Here is a 17042-nt window from a genome sequence, read left to right as displayed (position 1 = left end):
TAAGCGCACATGGCTACCAGGCTCTACAAGTTCGTCGTCGATGGTTCCGATGTCACCATGTTCAAGGCGAAGGACGGCGGTTTCGTCCTCGACGAACTGGACAACAACCAGACGCTGTCGTTCGATGCCACCACCGGCGACATCACGCTGAGCGAAACCAACGACAACGCCATCGAAGTCAAGGTCTTCCACCAGACCGCCGACACCACCGACGATCCCTCGCTTTATGTTCTGGGCCAGGTCAGCGAGACCGGCCTCGACGGCTCGCCGATCATCGATGACGACGCCGACCACAACGGCAGCAACGACGACGTGATCAACGGCACCGATGGCGACGATCACCATCATGGCGGCGCGGGCAACGACGACATGAGCGGCGGGCGCGGTTCGGACGGCCTCAGTGGTGACGATGGCAACGACGTGATGCACGGCGGTTCGGGCGATGACAGCCTGGATGGCGGCAACGGCACCGACGATCTGAACGGCGATAGCGGCAACGACATCGAGCATGGTGGCGCGGGTGACGACCATGTCAACGGCGGCGGCGGTGCCGATGATCTGAGCGGCGACGACGGCAACGACGTTGTCCACGGCGATGCCGGCAACGACACGCTCAGCGGCGGCCTCGGCGACGATACGCTCGACGGCGGCAAGGGCGTCGACCACGTCAGCGGCGACGATGGCATCGACCACGTCAACGGCAACGACGGCAACGACGATCTGTCCGGCGGCAATGGCGATGACTCGGTTTCGGGCGGCGCTGGCACGGACAACGTTTCGGGTGACGATGGCAACGACACCGTATCGGGCGGCGGCGGCAACGACGACGTGCAGGGCGGCGCGGGCGACGACAAGGTCAGCGGCGGTTCGGGCGACGATTCGATCTCGGGCGGCTCGGGCAAGGATGCGCTCTCGGGCGGCGTCGGCGCGGACAGCTTCGTGTTCACCGATGGCGACTTTGCGGGCCTCACCCGTGGCAGCGCCGACCGCATCAAGGATTTCAGCCACGCGCAGGGCGACCACGTCGACCTGTCGGGCGTCGATGCCGACACCACGCTGGATGGCGATCAGGCCTTCACCTTCATCGGCACGTCGGCCTTCGGCAACCACGCGGGCGAACTGCGCTACACCGTGGTCGACGGCAAGGCGCTGCTGAGCGGCGACACCAATGGCGACGGCACTGCCGATTTCGCCATCCGGCTCGACCACGTGACCACGCTGGTCGCGGAAGACTTCGTGCTCTGACCGCCAGGGTCCAAACCTGAACGGTAGCGCCCGGCCCTTTACGGGGTCGGGCGTTGCCGCATCAGGCCCGGCGCACGAGGGCCAGCGACGCTGCGCCGAACACCGCGCCCAGCGCCCAGTTCGTCGCTACCGCATCCCATTGTGCAAAGCGGACCCAGCCCGCCCCCGTGCGCAGCGATGTCCACGCCAGCCTCCCTGCCAGCGCGGCCGGGACGATGTTGCGGGTCAGGGTCATTCAGGTTTCTCCTCGCGCGAAGGGCCACTTGCGATGCGGCCTCAATCGGTGCGGTTACGCGCCGGTTCCAGCGCTACAGCACGAAGTCCGTCGCCTCGATCTGCGAAACTCCGGCCAGCCGCACCGCCATATCCGCCCGGCCATCGCCGTTCACGTCGCCCAGCAGCAGCAGCCCGCTGCCCTGCGCCACGGCGCGCAACTCCCCTGCGTGGCCATCGAAACGCGCCCCGCCCAGGAACGCGAAGGCCTGGTCGCCCTCCGCCCGCGCATCGGCGTCGATCCCGCTCAGGTCGATGCGGTCGCCCTGCACGGCCGCGAAATCGAGGATCACGTCCGCCCCTCTCGCCGTGCGCCCGGCAAGATCGCCCTGCGCGAACACGAAGGCGTCGGCCCCCGCCCCGCCGCGCAGCACATCGCGCCCTGCACCGCCGACCAGCACGTCCGCCCCGCCCGCGCCCGAAAGGCGATCGTCGCCCGCGCCACCGTCCAGCCGGTTGTCCGCACCCGATCCGCGCAGGCGATCATCGCCGCCGCCGCCGACCGCGTTCTCGATCCGGGCGCCGCGCGCGATGCCCAGCGCGTGCATCGGGTCCATCCCATCGAAGGCGAGCGTGGAATAGCGCCCTGGCGCCAGTTCGACCGCGCAGCCGCGCGTGAAGGCCGACAGGTCGATCGTATCGACACCGCCCGCGTCCCACAGCGCCACGATCTGCGGATCATCGGGTGACAGCACATAGCGGTCGTCGCCCGCATGGCTGCCCATGTTGGCGCCGTGGAGCGCCTGTACCGCCGCAATGTCGGCCACGGTCGGCCCGCGATAGAGCGTCACGAACGCGTCAGCGCGCGGCGAAAAGGCAATCACCTCCGCCGGGTCCTGTGCCGACAGCAGCGAAGGCACGCCCGGCTCCGCCTCACCCAGCCCCAGCGACTGGCCGATCTCGCGCAGCAGCGCGACGAACGCGGGCGTTCCCGCTGCGAAAGGATCGGATGGACCGCCCTCGCCCACCGCCTGCACATCGGGCGACGATACCATTGCGACAGCCGCCCACGCCGCATAGGCAGCTTCCATGCCCGATTGCCCCGGTGTGGCCATGCACGCCTCCCCCGCCGTCCATCCCCCGGACTTGGCGTTTGCGCAAACGATGCCACAGTCACCCGTGCCGTGCCGGGACAACTGCTGCAATTCTGGAGGGAATGCGTCGCGGGCTAAAGCGCCTGCCCGGCGGCGTGGGCCGAGGCCCAGGCCCACTGGAAGTTGTAGCCGCCCAGCCACCCGGTCACGTCCACCGCCTCGCCGATGGCGTAGAGGCCCGGCGCCTTCTTCGCTTCCATCGTCTTGGACGAAAGTTCCGCCGTGCTGATCCCGCCCGCGGTCACTTCGGCCTTGGCATAGCCTTCGCTGCCGTTGGGCACGAAGCGCCAGCGCGCCAGCCGCTCCTGCGCCCCGCGCAAGGCCTTGTCCTGCGCCGTGCCGAGTTCGCCGCCGATCCCAAGTTGCTCGGCCAGCGTGGTCGCCAGCCGCTCGGGCAAGGCTTCGCCCAGCACGCGGCGCAGCGCGGCGCGCGGGCGTTCGCGCTTGGCGGCAAGCAGCCAGTCGGGCGCGGCATCGGGCAGGAAGTCGATCAGCACCGCCTCGCCGTGCCGCCAATAGGACGAGACTTGCAGGATCGCCGGCCCCGACAGGCCCCGGTGCGTGAACAGCGCCGCCTCGCGGAACGCCGCCTTGCCCGCGCGCGCCACGACATTCGCGGAAACGCCCGACAGCTCGCGGAACAGCACGTCCTCGCCCGGCAGGGTCAACGGCACCAGCGCGGGGCGCGGCTGCACCACCTTCAACCCGAACCTGCGCGCCAGATCATAGGCGAAGCCGGTCGCGCCCATCTTCGGGATCGATGGCCCGCCCGTGGCGATGACCAGCGCGGGCGCGCAAATCTCGCCGCCCGACGTGGTGATGTGGAACCGGCCATCGGCGTGGCGAACATCCGAAACAGACGTACTGGTGCGCAGCTCGACCGCGCCCGCCGCACATTCGTCAAGCAGCAGGGCCACGATCTGCCGCGCCGAACCATCGCAGAACAGTTGCCCCAGCGTCTTTTCATGCCAGGCGATGCCGTGCTTTTCCACCAGTGCGACGAAATCGGCGGGCGTGTAGCGCGCCAGCGCCGACCGGGCGAAGTGCGCGTTTTCCGACAGGTAGCGATCGGGCGCGGTGTGCAGGTTGGTGAAATTGCACCGCCCACCGCCCGAAATCAGGATCTTCTTGCCCACCTCGTCGGCATGATCGACAACCACCACGCGCCGCCCGCGCGCGGCTGCGGTGGCGGCGCAGAACAGCCCGGCGGCGCCTGCGCCAAGAACGATCGCATCATGGGTGGAGGACATGGCGCCGCCCTAGCCTGCGACGGGCGGGCTGGAAAGGCGTTGCGCGGCCTTGCACAGACGCTCACTCTCGCCCCCGTCTTGCCGGAGTCCACCGATGCCCCCCACGATCACCGCTTTCCGTGCTTCGCCCGATCATGGGCGCGGACTTGCGCGCGATATGCGCGTGCGCTGGGCGCTGGAAGAACTGGGGCTGCCTTACGAGGTGCGGCTGGTCGACTTCGACGAGCTGAAGCAACCCGCCCATCTGGCGCTCCACCCGTTCGGGCAGATTCCCACGTTCGAGCAAGACGGGCTGGCCTTGTTCGAATCCGGCGCGATCGTGCTGCATCTGGCGCAAGGGCAACCGGGCCTGCTGCCCGACGACGCTAACGCGCGGGCGCGGGCAATCAACTGGATCTTCGCGGCGCTGAACACGATCGAACCGCCGATCCTCGAATTGCAGACGGCGCGTCTCAACGAAGGGCACGAACCGTGGACGCCGAGCCGTATCCCGCTGATCGAAGCGCGGATCGAGCAACGCCTGTCCGCGCTGGCCGCGCGGCTGGGCGACGCGGAATGGATCGACGGCCCCTTCAGCGCGGGCGACCTGATGCTGGCCTCGGTACTGCTGCGGCTGAGATCGTCGGGACTGCTCGATCACTTCCCGGCGCTGGCCGGATATGTGGCACGGGCCGAACAGCGAGCGGCCTACCGGCGCGCCTTCGCGGCGCAATATGCGGTGTTCATCGCGTCGCAGGCCTGAGCCTTATGCTTCGTCGCTTTCGGGGATCAGCATCGCGCGCTTGGGCTGGACCGGACGCCAGCGCAGCAGCGGGGCCTGTTCCGCATCCACCTCGGCGCGCTCGTCCTGCCACGAATGCGGATTGATCGATTCTTCGATCTCGTATTCCACGGGCATCGTCTCCTCGGGCGATCAATGCCCGAGGGAGACGACAGTTCCGTTTCAGATCAACGTATTACCGCAAATCAGATGTGAAGCGCGCGGCCGTAAGCGGCGAGCACGGATTCGTGCATCGATTCGCTGATGGTCGGATGCGGGAACACCGTGTGCATCAATTCGGCCTCGGTGGTTTCGAGCGTCTTGCCGACGACGAAGCCCTGGATCATTTCGGTCACTTCCGCGCCGATCATGTGCGCGCCAAGCAGCTCGCCGGTCTTGGCGTCGAACACCGTCTTCACGAAGCCTTCGCTTTCGCCCAGCGCAATCGCCTTGCCGTTGCCGATGAACGGGAACGTGCCGACCTTCAGCTCGTACCCGGCTTCCTTGGCCTTGGCTTCGGTCAGGCCGACGCTGGCGATCTGCGGGTGGCAGTAGGTGCAGCCGGGGATGTTGGCGCGGTCCATCGGATGCGGGTGGACGTCCTTGTTACCCAGTTCCGCCGCGATGGCTTCGGCGGCGATCACGCCTTCGTGGCTCGCCTTGTGCGCCAGCCACGGCCCCGGCGTCACGTCGCCGATGGCCCACACGCCCTTCACATTGGTGCGGCCATAGCCATCGATGGCGATGATGCCGCGCTCGGCCTTCACGCCCAGCGCTTCAAGGCCGATGTTTTCGGTGTTCGGCACGATGCCCACCGCGACGATGACGTGGCTGTAATCGCCCTCGGTCACCTTGCCATCCTTGGCCTTGATCTTCGCCTTCACGCCCGTTGCCGAAACGTCGATGCTTTCGACGCCCGCGCCGGTCAGCACGGTCATGCCCTGCTTCTTGATCGCCTTTTCGAGGAAGGCCGAAACGTCGGCGTCTTCCACCGGCACCACGCGGTCGAGCATTTCGACCACGGTCACGTCAGCGCCCATGTCGTTGTAGAAGCTGGCGAATTCGATGCCGATCGCGCCCGAGCCGATGACCAGCAGCTTGCTCGGCATTTCCTTGGGCGTCATCGCGTGGCGATAAGTCCAGATCCGCTCGCCGTCGGCCTTGGCGAACGGCAGGTCGCGCGCACGCGCGCCGGTGGCGACGACGATGTGCTTGGCGGTGAGCGTTTCGGTGCCCTTGTCGCCCGCGACTTCGAGCGTGGTCGCGCTCTTGAGCGTGCCCGTGCCCATGTGGACGGTGATCTTGTTCTTCTTCATCAGGTGCCCGATGCCCTGATTAAGCTGCTTGGCGACCCCGCGCGAACGCTTCACCACCGCGTCGATATCGGCGCGGATGTTGTCGGCGGCGAGGCCATAGGCCGCCGCGTGCTTCATCTGGTGATAGACTTCGGCCGAGCGCAGCAGCGCCTTGGTCGGGATGCAGCCCCAGTTGAGGCAGATGCCACCGAGGTTTTCGCGTTCCACGATCGCAGTCTTGAGGCCCAGCTGCGCGCAGCGAATTGCCGCGACATAGCCACCGGGGCCGGAACCGAGAACGATGACGTCGTATTGGTCAGCCACGCGAATGCTCCTTCAGGCCCTCTTAGTCGGCCCATGATCTAGCGGCGGGCGCAGCGAACGCCCGCTCCTCAAAGTGACAGTCTTACGCGAGAAGACCGAGCGGGTTTTCGATCAGCGTCTTGAGCGCGCTCATCAGTTCGGCCCCATCGGCACCGTCGATGGCGCGGTGGTCGAAGCTACCGGTGGCACTCATCACGGTGGCGACGGCCAGCGCACCGTCGATCACGTAGGGGCGCTGCTCGCCCGCGCCGACCGCGAGGATCATCGCCTGCGGCGGGTTGATCACCGCGTCGAACTGCTTGATCCCGAACATGCCGAGGTTGGACAGGCTGGCGGTGCCGCCCTGGTATTCGTGCGGCTGCAGCTTGCCTTCGCGCGCCTTGTTCGCCAGCGCCTTCATCTCGGTGGCGATGGCCGACACCGACTTGTTGCCCGCATCGACGATGATCGGCGTGATCAGGCCCGAAGGCGCGGCGACGGCGACCGAGATGTCGGCGCGGGCATAGCTGCGCAGTTCGTCGCCCGCGAAGCTGACGTTGCACTTGGGCACGATCAGCAGCGCCTTCGCCAGCGCCTTGATTATCAGGTCGTTGACCGAGAGCTTCACGCCCTGCACCTCCAGCGCCTTGTTCAGCTCAGCCCGCAGCTTGAGCAGCGCGTCGAGCCGGATGTCGACGGTGAGGTAGATGTGCGGGATCGTCTGCTTGGCTTCGGTCAGGCGGCGCGCAATGGTCTTGCGCACGTTGTTGAGCTTGGTCGCCTCGTACGGAATGCCGAAATCGGGGATCGACGCAGGCGCGGCAGCCGGGGCGGACGCAGCAGCAACAGGAGCGGCAGCCGGAGCAGCCGCGGCGGGCTTGGCATCGCTGACGTCGGCCTTGACGATGCGGCCGTTGGGGCCGGTGCCGTGGATCGCGGCCAGATCGAGGCCCTTGTCGGCGGCGATGCGCTTGGCGAGCGGAGTGGCGATCACGCGGTCGCCCCTGGGCGCAGGCGCGGCGGCGGCAACGGGAGCAGCGGGCGCTGCGGGAGCAGGCGCGGCCTCAACCTTCGGCGCGGGCGCAGCTTCGGCCTTCGCGGCGGGAGCAGGCGCGGGCGTCGCATCTTCGTCCTCGCTGGCGATGGTGGCGATCACGGTGCCGACCTTCACGCCCTCGCTCCCCTCGGCGACGTCGATCGAAAGCACAGTGCCTTCGTCCACCGCCTCGAACTCCATTGTCGCCTTGTCGGTCTCGATTTCGGCGAGGATATCACCGGAGGCGACGGTGTCGCCCACCTTGACCAGCCAGCGGGCGAGCGTGCCCTCTTCCATCGTCGGGGAGAGCGCGGGCATCTTGATCGAGACGGGCATGGCGGGCTTTGTTCCGTTCTGGTGTCTGCAACGTGCGTTTAGGTGTCGATCAGGTACATTTCTGCCCGACATCCTCTGTCGGCATTTCGCCACCCCTGCGCGCAGGGTCAACCCCATTGCCGCTTGCCCCGCATACGAATTAGGCAGATGGTCATAAGCAAAGGGTCAGGATCGGGACCACGTGAGGTCATGCTGCAACAACGCGTCTACCTTGTCATCATGGATGAAACGCCCGAGGCGCTGAACGCGCTGCGCTTTGCCGCGCGCCGCGCTGCGCGCACCGATGGCGCGGTGCATATCCTCGCGCTGGTGCCGCAGCAGGAATTCGTCGCGTTCGGCGGCGTGCAGGCCACGATCGAACAGGAAGCGCGCGACCGCGCCGAAGTGCTGGCGACCACGGCAGCGGGCGGACTTGCTGCAGAATCGGGCATGATGCCGACGATCACGGTGCAGCAGGGCGACGGCCCGCAAGTGGTGCGCGACTTCCTGAAAAGCCACCCGGAAGTCTCGGCGCTGGTGCTGGGCGCGGCGGCCGAGGGCAACCCCGGCCAGCTCGTCACCCACTTCGCCGCGCACGCCGGGCAGTTGCCGTGCGTGCTGATGGTGGTGCCGGGCGGCGCGGACGAGGAGCGCATCGACGCGGTTTCATGAGGGACCGAACCAGCCCTTCCCGCAAGCGGGAGGGGCTGGGGGTGGGCCTTTGATTACCGCCGCTTACCCTGATGCCGGATATTGCCGGGCCGCCCGCGCTTTCCGGCCATGAAGGCGCCCTGCTTTTTGGGCTTCAGTTCTTGCCGCCCACCGCGTCGTTCGATGCGGCGGACGCCTTCCTCGATGTCGACGGGCTCGAACTTGAGCGCACCGGTCAGCGGGTTGGCTTCGGCCAGCCGCAGCTTCATCATCATGCCGATGGCAAACTGCTCGCCGCTCATTTCGCCCACCAGCCGCTGCGCCTTCTCGTCATAGCCGAAGCGTTCCGCCCCCAGCGTGGAAACCGGAACCAGCCCGTCACCACCAAGTCCGATAATCGTGGCGAAGAGGCCGAACTTCTGCACCCCGGTGATGCGCGTGTCGAACACCTCGCCCACGCGGGCCGACAGCCAGGCGGCGACGTAGCGGTCGATGGTCTCGCGCTCGGCCTCCATCGCGCGGCGTTCGGTCTTGCTGATGGCATCGGACACCCGGCCCAGGTCGGCACGGTCGCGCTCGGCCAGGCCTGACGTGGGCGGCACGTCGGCCTGCGGACGCGGCTGTTCGAGGTGATACGCATCGACCAGCGCGCGGTGCACCAGCAGGTCGGAATAGCGCCGGATCGGCGAGGTGAAGTGCGCATAGGAGCCGAGCGACAGGCCGAAGTGCCCGGCATTGCGCGGGCCGTAATAGGCCTGCGTCTGGCTGCGCAGCACCGCTTCCATGACCAGCGCCTTTTCCGCCTCGTCGGACACGTCCTTCAACATGCGGTTGAACAGCGACGGCGTGACCACCTGCCCCAGCGCCAGCTTGCGCCCGAAGGTGGCGAGATAGTCCTTGAGCGTGATGAGCTTTTCGCGGCTCGGCGGCTCGTGGATGCGGTAGACCACCGGCGCGACCTTCGCCTCCAGCGCCTTGGCCGCGGCGACGTTGGCCGCAATCATGAAGTCCTCGACCACGCGGTGCGCATCGAGCCGCTCGCGCACCGCGACTTCGGCGATGCGCCCCTGCTGATCGAGCACCACGCGGCGTTCGGGCAGTTCGAGCGCCAGCGGATCGCGAGCGTTGCGCGCCTTTTCGAGCAGGCGCCAGGCCTCCCACAGATGGACGAGATGCGGCGCGGCTTCATCCGCATCGATCCGGCGTTGCGCTTCTTCATACGCGATCACTTCGGCGATGCGCACCAGCGCGCGGGTGAAGCGCCAACCGGTGATGCGGCCTTCCGCGTCAATGGTCATGTGGCAGGCCATCGCCGCGCGGTCCGCGCCCGATTTCAGCGAGCAGACGTCCGCCGACAGCACTTCGGGCAGCATCGGCACGACGCGATCGGGGAAATAGACCGAATTGCCGCGCTTGCGCGCCTCGCGGTCCAGCTGCCCGCCGGGGCGGACGTAGAACGACACGTCGGCGATGGCGACCACCGCGCGGAAGCCGCCTGCCCCGTCAGGTTCGGCCCAGATCGCGTCATCGTGGTCGCGCGCATCGCTGGGGTCGATGGCGACGATCGGCAGGTGGCGAAGATCCTCGCGCTTCTCCTCGCTCAGCGTCAGCTTCGCCGCGCGTTCGGCCTCGGCCACGGCTTCGGACGGGAAGCTGAAGGGAATGCCGTGCTTGTGGATGGCGATCAGGCTGAAGGCGCGCGGGGCGAGCGGATCGCCCAGCACCGCCGTCACCTTCATGCCCGCGCGCGGGCTCTTGCCCGCAGGTTCGGCCAGCACCAGCTGGCCCGGCTCCGCGCCGCCGAGGTCGGAGACGGGCACCGAATTGCGCACGCGCTTGTCCACCGGTGCGAGCCAACCCTTGCCCGCACCGTCCAGCTCGATCACGCCGAGCAACTGCTCCTCGCGCACCGCGATCTTCTTCATCGGGTAGGCCAGCCAGCCGCTGCCGGCTTCCTCGGTGCGGGCCAGCACGCGGTCGCCCGGCTTCAGCGCGGCTTCTCGCGTGCGGGCGCGGCCCTTGGGCTCGACGATGCGCAGGCGCGGCGGCGGGCTGGCGTCGTCGGGCTGCCAGGTATCGGGGACGGCATAGACGTCGCCTTCGTCGATCTCGACGATGCGCAGCACGGTCACGCGCGGCACGCCGCCCATGGCGTGGAAGGCGGTACGGTTGCCGTCGATCAGGCCTTCCTCGGCCATGTCGCGCAGCAGCGCCTTCAGCGCGATCTTCTCGGTGCCCTTGACGCCGAAGGCCTTGGCGATCTCGCGCTTGCCCGCAGGCTCCGTGGCACTGGCGATGAAATCGAGCACCTGCTGGCGCGTCGGGAGTCCCTGGGGGAGCTTGGTTTTGACCATCGCCCCATTTGGCCCTTTGCCGCGCGCGTGGCAACCGCAAGCGCGGCGAAATTAGCCGCCGATCGGGCCGAAGCCGCCACCCGGCACCGCCGAGGCCACCGGACTTTCCGCCCCGCTCGCCGCGCGGGCGCTGACGCCGAAGAACCAGTCGTCGCCACGCACGTGTTCCAGCCGCAAGGTGGTCGCGGTCACGCCTTCAGCCACCTTCTCCCCCCAGCCCGGCGCATCGGTGCGACGGCGCCACACGGTATAGGAAACGGCACCCGGCACGGCCTGCCATTCAAGGTCGGTCCAAGTCGAAACCGCCGCCTTGGCCGTCACCACCGGCGGCATCGGCGCGGAGGCGAGCGCGGCGAGGCCCCGGACGTTGAGGCGCGTGACCTTGGCGAGATAGGGAAAGTCCATCTCGTCGATCGTGTCGCCGAACTTCACGCCGCCTTCGCTGCGCACGTCCTGATGCTGGTGTTCATAGTCCTCGATCGCGACCGAGAAGCGCACGGCAGGATAGCCCTTGTCCGAGAACGGCAACTGGTCCCCACCCCGCCCCATGCGGTCGGCGCGCCAGATCTGGCGCACGGCGAGACCTGCGCCATCCTGCGCGGCAAGGCCTTCGAGCCAGCGCGAAATGTTGCGCGAAGAGCTGTCGTTCTCCCCACCGAAGCGGCGCATCTGCGCACGCAGGGTGTCGGTGGAATCCGCGCGCAGGCCTTCTGACAGGACGCGAACGTGGGCATCGTCCTTGATCCCGTCGCTGCCGGTGGAGCCGCCGACGATGTCGTTGTTGAACACCGCCTTCACCGTCCAGCCCTGCGCCTTGGCGTAGTCGGCCAGCAACTTGCCGCCATACAGGCCCTGCTCCTCGCCCGAGAGCACGGCATAAACGATGGTGGCGGGGAACTTGTGCTGCGACAGGACGCGCGCCGCTTCGAGCACGAGAACGGTGCCCGAACCATCGTCGTTGGCGCCCGGCGCATCGACGGTGGCATTCATCACGTCAGAGCCGCGGCTGTCGATGTGCCCTTGCACGATCACAACCTCGTTGGGCCGCTCGGCGCCGCGCTGGATGGCGACGACATCGACGAGCCGCGTCGGCACCGGCACGCGCTCGCCCGAAACGCTGGTTTCGGGAAGCGCGATTTCGAGACAGTTGCCGCAAGCCCGGGACGTCTTGCGGAACTCCGCTTCGGCCCATGTGCGCGCCGCGCCGATTCCGCGCTTCGGATCGGTCTGGCTCGACAGGGTGTGGCGGGTGCCGAAGCCGACGAGCTTTGCGATATCGGCGCGCAGGCGTGCTTCGGAGATCGCCTGCTCCGGCCTGGTGGCGGGCTGCGCATGAACGGGAAGCGCGAGGCAGAGCGCGCAGGCGCCAAGAAGAAAACGGGTCATTGCGATACCTTAGCCGGCAAGATCGCCGGAACAAGGTATCTTTGGAGACTATCTACGCCGTAGGCCGTAAACGGGGACGCGGCGGCTTGCGGGCCGCCGCGCCCTTCGATCAGTACGAGCGCGCGATGAGGATGCGTTCGACCGCCGGTTCGCCGGTGAACGGGCAGGTGCCGTCGGCAGGAGTGGCATCGAGCGGGGTGTTGCGGATGGTGAGCTTGAGCGCCTTCAACTGCTCCACCACCTTGTCGAGCGCGTCGCCGGTCGGGCGCGACCACTGCATTTCGACCCAGCCGGGGAACTTCCGGTCATCGGCGAAATAGGCGGCAAGCCCGGCAAGGTCGGTCACGCCGCGCTCGATCTGCGCATCGCGGCGCGCACGCGCTTCCTCGAACAGCGCGGACTGGATCGCTTCCAGTTCGGCGACCGCTGCGGCGACGAAATCACCCTTGGCCATGACGGTGAAGTTGGCCTTGCCCGCATCGTTCCACAGCCGGTCGCGGCGCAGCACCGAAACCTGCCCGCCTTCGGCATCGCGCCCGCCGATCTCCAGGATCAGCGGCACGCCCTTCTTGACCCACGCCCAGCGCTTCTGCGTGGCCTTGCCGGGGCGCTTGTCGAGCTGCACGCGGACGCGCTCGCCAAAGGCCGAGAGCTTGGCCAATTCGGTGCGCAGGCCCTCGCAATAGGCGAGCAGCGCTTCGTCGCCGTCGTTGTCGCGCAGCATCGGCAGGATCACGATCTGCTGCGGCGCGACCTGCGGCGGGGTGCGCAGGCCGTCGTCATCGCCGTGGGTCATGATCACGCCGCCGATCATGCGCGTGGAAACGCCCCAGCTGGTCGTGTGCGCCAGCGCCTGCTGGCCTTCCTTGTCCTGGTAGCGGATGCCCGCCGCCTGCGAGAAGGTGGTGCCAAGATAGTGCGAAGTGCCGGCCTGCAACGCCTTGCCGTCCTGCATCATGGCCTCGATCGAATAGGTCTCGACCGCACCGGGGAAGCGCTCGTTCTCGGGCTTCGGCCCGGCCACCACCGGCATGGCCAGCACGTCTTCGGCAAAGGAGCGGTACATTTCGAGCGCACGCAGCGTTTCGACCATCGCGTCCGCTTCATCGGCGTGCGCGGTGTGGCCTTCCTGCCAGAGGAATTCGCTGGTGCGCAGGAACATGCGCGTGCGCATTTCCCAGCGCACGACGTTGGCCCACTGGTTGGTCAGCAGCGGCAGGTCGCGCCACGACTGGATCCAGCGCGCCATGGCAGCGCCGATGACGGTTTCCGAGGTCGGGCGCACGATCAGCGGCTCTTCCAGCTTCGCTTCGGGATCGGGCATCAGCCCGCCCTTGGGATCGGCGATCAGACGGTGATGCGTGACGACCGCCATTTCCTTGGCGAAGCCTTCGACGTGGTCGGCTTCCTTGGCGAAGTAGGACAGCGGGATGAACAGCGGGAAGTAGCAGTTTTCGACGCCCGCTTCCTTGATGCGTTCGTCCATCAGCTTCTGGATGCGTTCCCAGATGCCATAGCCCCACGGCTTGATCACCATGCAGCCGCGCACGCCCGATTCTTCGGCGAGTTCGGCTTCGGCGATGACCGCCTGATACCACTGGGCGAAATCTTCGTCGCGGGTGACGGGGAGCGCGTGCTTGATCGTGGGCTTGTTCATGGCGCGCGGGTTAGTCGCGCGCGCGGATTCGGGCAATGCCATAGTGCAGTGCCCGCGCGCGCGCCACCATCACATCACGTTACTTGGCGAGCTGGTCGAGCTTCTTCTGCATGTCGGCCATCTGCTGGCGCAGCGTGTCCAGCTCGTCCGATCCGCCCGCGGCAGGCTTGCCATCCTCGGCGCCCGGCGCCGCGGCGGGCACGAAGGCGGCGGCGGCGGCCTTGAACATTTCCATGTTGCGCTGGGCGATCTGCGCCAGCGGGTTGGCGCCGATCGAATCCTCGATCGCCTTGCGCAGCTTGAGCTGGTTCTCGCGGAAGTGCTCCATCGAGGCTTCGAGATAGCCCGGCAGCAGCGACTGCATCGAATTGCCGTACATCGAGATCAGCTGGCGCAGGAAGTTGGTGGGCAGCATCTGCTCGCCCGCCGATTCCTCTTCCATGATGATCTGGGTCAGGATCGTGTGCGTCAGGTCCGCGCCGGTCTTGGCGTCGATCACCTGAAAATCGACGTTGTCCTTCACCATCTGGGCGAGGTGATCGAGCGTGATGTAGCTCGACGTGCTGGTATTGTAGAGCCTGCGGTTAGCGTACTTCTTGATGATGACCGCTTCGCCGTCTTTTGCCTGCTGTGCCATTTTATCTGCGCCCCCGCTGGGATCTTCCGGTGCAACTTAGCAGATGCAGCATGTGCGGCGCAATAAATGTTAGCGAACGATGTTAATTTTATATGAACCGCGCAAAACGGCGTCCCAGCAGAGTGAACAGCTCGTATTGTGACAAGCCGCTTGCGGCACTCGCCGCAACAGGGTCATAGGCGGCGGTCAGCCAGTCGCCCTCGCCGCAATCCGGGGCCATCGTCAGATCGACGATGGTCAGGTCCATCGAGATACGACCCAGCACCGGCAACTCCTTGCCACCAAAAAGAAATCGTCCCTTGCCCGACCAGCAGCGCAAATACCCGTCGGCATAGCCCAGCGCGATCACTCCGGCGCGAATCGGACGGTCGGCGACATGGGTTGCATTGTACCCGATCCGGTCGCCCGCCTGCAGTTGGCGCACCTGGATCACCGCCGCTTCGGGATACGCGGTTTGCCGTATCGTGGTTGCGAATTCGCGGCGCGGAATACCGCCATAAAGGGCAAGGCCGGGGCGCGTCAGATCAGCATGGAAATCGGCCCCCAGCGCGATCCCGGCGCTGTTGGCCAGGCTATAGCGCCGCCCCGGCAGCGCGGCGCGCGCCTGCGCGAACAGAGCCAGTTGCGCGGCGTTCTGCGTCGTGTCCTCGTCGGCGCTGGCGAGGTGGCTCATCACCATGTCGATGGCCAGCCCATCGAGCGCGGGATCGGCTAGCTCGGCTGGCGGCAGGCCGAGGCGGCTCATGCCGGTATCGACCATGACATGGCACGCCCCGCCCCCGCCCGCACGCCAGCGCGCTACCTGCGCCAGCGAGTTCAGCACCGGCCGCACGCCGCTCGCCTTGGCAAAAGCCACGTCGGCATCGTTGATCGGCCCGTGCAGCACGGCAACCTGATCGGCGGGTACGTGGCGCAGCAATTCGGCCACTTCCTGCCAGTGCGCCACGAACCAGTCGCGACAGCCCGCCGCCGCGAGCGCCGGCGCCACCTGCGCCACGCCCAGGCCATAGGCATCGGCCTTCACCGCCGCCCCGGCGCGCGCCGCGCCCGACATCCGGTCGAGCGCGCGCCAGTTGTCCGCCAGCGCCTGCGCATCAAGCCTCAGCCGCAGCGGGGACGGCGGCGAAGGAAGGTTATCATCAGGCAGCGTCGTCTCCATAATCGCGCGGGCGTCCGCCCTTCAGGCCCCAGGCCGCAACCAGCAGCGCCACCACCACAACCCCCCAGGTGTACCACAGCCCGGAATAGGGGTTGCCCGTCTTGGCCACGATCAGGCTGGAAATGAACGGCAGGAAGCCACCGAAATAGCCGGTGCCGATGTGATAGGGAATCGACATCGAACTGTAGCGGATACGTGGCGGAAACATTTCCGCCAGCAGCGCCGCCACCGGGCCATAGGTCGCGCCCGAAAGCGCCATCAGCAGCACCAGGCCCAGCACCACGATGGCGGCGCGGCCGAAGTCGGGCGTCACCTTGGTGAAATCATAGCCCACGCCGGTCAGCATGGCCTGCAACTGCGCCGCGCGCGCCTTTTTGTCGGCCCAGCTATAGCCATCGAGCGGGAGCGCCTTGTCCCCGGCCTTGAGCACCAGTGCATCGCCCTGCGCCAGCGCATAGGGCACGCCCGATCCGGTCAGGTCCGACAGCAGCTTGGCACAAGGGGTCGCCTGTTCGGCGGCAAAGGCGCTGTAGCTGCACTCAGGGCCGCTTACGACCACCGGCACTGCCCTTGCGGTTTCGGCAAGGCCGGGATTGGCCGCGCCGCCGACCAGCCAGAACGCCGGGAACAGCAGCGCCAGCGTGGCGATGTAGCCCAGCACGATCGGCTTCTTGCGCCCGACCTTGTCCGACAGGTGGCCGAACAGCAGGTTGAACGGCATCCCCAGCACGCAGGCCACGCCGACAAGGATCTCCGCCGTGGTATCTTCCACGCGCATCGCCGATTTCAGGAACGACAGGCCGGAGAACATCGCGGTGTACCAGATCACCGTCAGCCCCGCCGCCACGCCGAACAGCGCGATGAACAGGCGGCGCTTGTTGCCGGGATAGGTCATGCTTTCGATGAAGGGGTTGCCGGCCAGTTCCCCCTCTTCCTTCATTGCCTTGAACACCGGGCTTTCCGACAGCTTCAGCCGCATCCAAAGCGACACCGCCAGCAGGGCGAGGCTCATCACGAAAGGCACGCGCCAGCCCCATTCCGCCCAGGTCTCGGGCGTCATCAGCGCCTTGCACGAAAGGACGACGAGCAGGCTGAGGACGAAGCCGCCCATCACGCTGGCCTGGATGAAGCTGGTGTAGAAGCCGCGCCGCGCGGGGTTGGAATGTTCGGCCACATAGACCGCCGCGCCGCCATATTCACCGCCGAGTGCCAGCCCCTGCAGGATGCGCAGCAGGATCACCAGCACCGGCGCGGCCATGCCGATCGTCGCCGCCGAAGGGATCAGGCCGACGCCCGCGGTGGCGATACCCATCAGCAGCACGGTGACAAGGAACGTGTACTTGCGCCCCAGCCGGTCGCCGAGGAAGCCGAACAGCACCGCGCCCAGCGGGCGGAAGCCGAAGCCGACCGCAAAGACCAGCCAGAACAGCAGCATTTCCAGCGTGGCGTTGCCGGTGGGAAAGAACGCCTTGGACAGGATCGAGCCGAGCGTGCCGTAAATGAAGAAATCGTACCATTCGAACACCGTGCCCGCGCTCGACGCGGCGATCACCAGCCGGATGTCGCTGGCGCTGGGTTCGCTCTTGCTATCGCTCATGCCCGTCTCTTCCCCCGTCTTGTCGAGGCT

General features: G+C 67.2%; 15 protein-coding genes. 3 read left to right on the top strand and 12 right to left on the bottom strand.

The window, feature by feature from the left end; genetic code table 11:
* The first annotated feature begins 9 nt into the window (after positions 1 to 9).
* Positions 10 to 1245, top strand: coding sequence for a calcium-binding protein (locus tag K3A84_RS15525; RefSeq protein ID WP_225010264.1), 1236 nt, complete (start codon positions 10 to 12; stop codon positions 1243 to 1245).
* A gap of 61 nt (positions 1246 to 1306) precedes the next feature.
* Here the strand turns inward: K3A84_RS15525 and K3A84_RS15520 are convergent, their stop codons facing one another.
* The 3 genes from K3A84_RS15520 to K3A84_RS15510 all read right to left on the bottom strand — a co-directional run bounded on the left by K3A84_RS15520 (position 1307) and on the right by K3A84_RS15510 (position 3862).
* Positions 1307 to 1480: a hypothetical protein gene (locus tag K3A84_RS15520; RefSeq protein ID WP_225010263.1), complete on the bottom strand. Its 174-nt coding sequence runs from the start codon at positions 1478 to 1480 to the stop codon at positions 1307 to 1309.
* A 73-nt stretch (positions 1481 to 1553) separates the two neighbouring features.
* Positions 1554 to 2573 (bottom strand): M10 family metallopeptidase C-terminal domain-containing protein, encoded by a 1020-nt coding sequence (locus tag K3A84_RS15515; protein WP_225010262.1) that lies wholly within the window; start codon positions 2571 to 2573, stop codon positions 1554 to 1556.
* Positions 2574 to 2686: 113 nt separating this feature from the next.
* Positions 2687 to 3862, bottom strand: a complete 1176-nt coding sequence (locus K3A84_RS15510) for a BaiN/RdsA family NAD(P)/FAD-dependent oxidoreductase (protein WP_225010261.1) — start codon at positions 3860 to 3862, stop codon at positions 2687 to 2689.
* Positions 3863 to 3956: 94 nt separating this feature from the next.
* Between K3A84_RS15510 and K3A84_RS15505 the strand changes: the two genes are divergently transcribed.
* Entirely contained in the window at positions 3957 to 4604 is a 648-nt protein-coding gene (locus tag K3A84_RS15505) for a glutathione S-transferase family protein (RefSeq protein WP_225010260.1), read from the top strand.
* A gap of 3 nt (positions 4605 to 4607) precedes the next feature.
* Here the strand turns inward: K3A84_RS15505 and K3A84_RS15500 are convergent, their stop codons facing one another.
* The 3 genes from K3A84_RS15500 to K3A84_RS15490 form a co-directional block, all read right to left on the bottom strand.
* Entirely contained in the window at positions 4608 to 4754 is a 147-nt protein-coding gene (locus tag K3A84_RS15500; RefSeq protein WP_225010259.1) for a hypothetical protein, read from the bottom strand.
* Between the two features lie 74 nt (positions 4755 to 4828).
* Complete coding sequence (gene lpdA / locus K3A84_RS15495) at positions 4829 to 6241, bottom strand: dihydrolipoyl dehydrogenase (RefSeq protein ID WP_225010258.1); 1413 nt, start codon at positions 6239 to 6241, stop codon at positions 4829 to 4831.
* An 82-nt stretch (positions 6242 to 6323) separates the two neighbouring features.
* A complete protein-coding gene (locus K3A84_RS15490; protein WP_225010257.1) occupies positions 6324 to 7592 on the bottom strand; it encodes a pyruvate dehydrogenase complex dihydrolipoamide acetyltransferase in 1269 nt (422 codons plus the stop codon).
* A gap of 189 nt (positions 7593 to 7781) precedes the next feature.
* On the opposite strand from K3A84_RS15490, the gene K3A84_RS15485 reads away from it, so the two are divergent.
* Positions 7782 to 8243, top strand: a complete 462-nt coding sequence (locus K3A84_RS15485; protein ID WP_225010256.1) for a universal stress protein — start codon at positions 7782 to 7784, stop codon at positions 8241 to 8243.
* 53 nt (positions 8244 to 8296) lie between these two features.
* Here the strand turns inward: K3A84_RS15485 and K3A84_RS15480 are convergent, their stop codons facing one another.
* The 6 genes from K3A84_RS15480 to K3A84_RS15455 form a co-directional block, all read right to left on the bottom strand.
* Entirely contained in the window at positions 8297 to 10576 is a 2280-nt protein-coding gene (locus K3A84_RS15480) for a ribonuclease R family protein (protein ID WP_225010255.1), read from the bottom strand.
* 51 nt (positions 10577 to 10627) lie between these two features.
* Positions 10628 to 11962, bottom strand: a complete 1335-nt coding sequence (locus K3A84_RS15475) for a M20/M25/M40 family metallo-hydrolase (RefSeq protein WP_225010254.1) — start codon at positions 11960 to 11962, stop codon at positions 10628 to 10630.
* Positions 11963 to 12071: 109 nt separating this feature from the next.
* The gene (gene proS, locus K3A84_RS15470; RefSeq protein WP_225010253.1) at positions 12072 to 13619 is read right to left on the bottom strand and encodes a proline--tRNA ligase; all 1548 of its coding nucleotides are present in this window, start codon (positions 13617 to 13619) and stop codon (positions 12072 to 12074) included.
* Between the two features lie 79 nt (positions 13620 to 13698).
* Positions 13699 to 14256, bottom strand: a complete 558-nt coding sequence (gene phaR, locus K3A84_RS15465; protein ID WP_225010252.1) for a polyhydroxyalkanoate synthesis repressor PhaR — start codon at positions 14254 to 14256, stop codon at positions 13699 to 13701.
* Between the two features lie 88 nt (positions 14257 to 14344).
* Positions 14345 to 15415: an alanine racemase gene (gene alr, locus K3A84_RS15460; protein WP_225010251.1), complete on the bottom strand. Its 1071-nt coding sequence runs from the start codon at positions 15413 to 15415 to the stop codon at positions 14345 to 14347.
* Complete coding sequence (locus K3A84_RS15455) at positions 15396 to 17012, bottom strand: MFS transporter (RefSeq protein ID WP_225010250.1); 1617 nt, start codon at positions 17010 to 17012, stop codon at positions 15396 to 15398. Before K3A84_RS15455 ends, alr begins: the two co-directional genes overlap by 20 nt.
* Positions 17013 to 17042 lie beyond the last annotated feature (30 nt).

Origin of the sequence: Novosphingobium percolationis, assembly GCF_020179425.1 — a bacterium.
Classification (GTDB): domain Bacteria; phylum Pseudomonadota; class Alphaproteobacteria; order Sphingomonadales; family Sphingomonadaceae; genus Novosphingobium; species Novosphingobium percolationis.
This window is presented reverse-complemented; position numbering and strand designations above follow the sequence as displayed.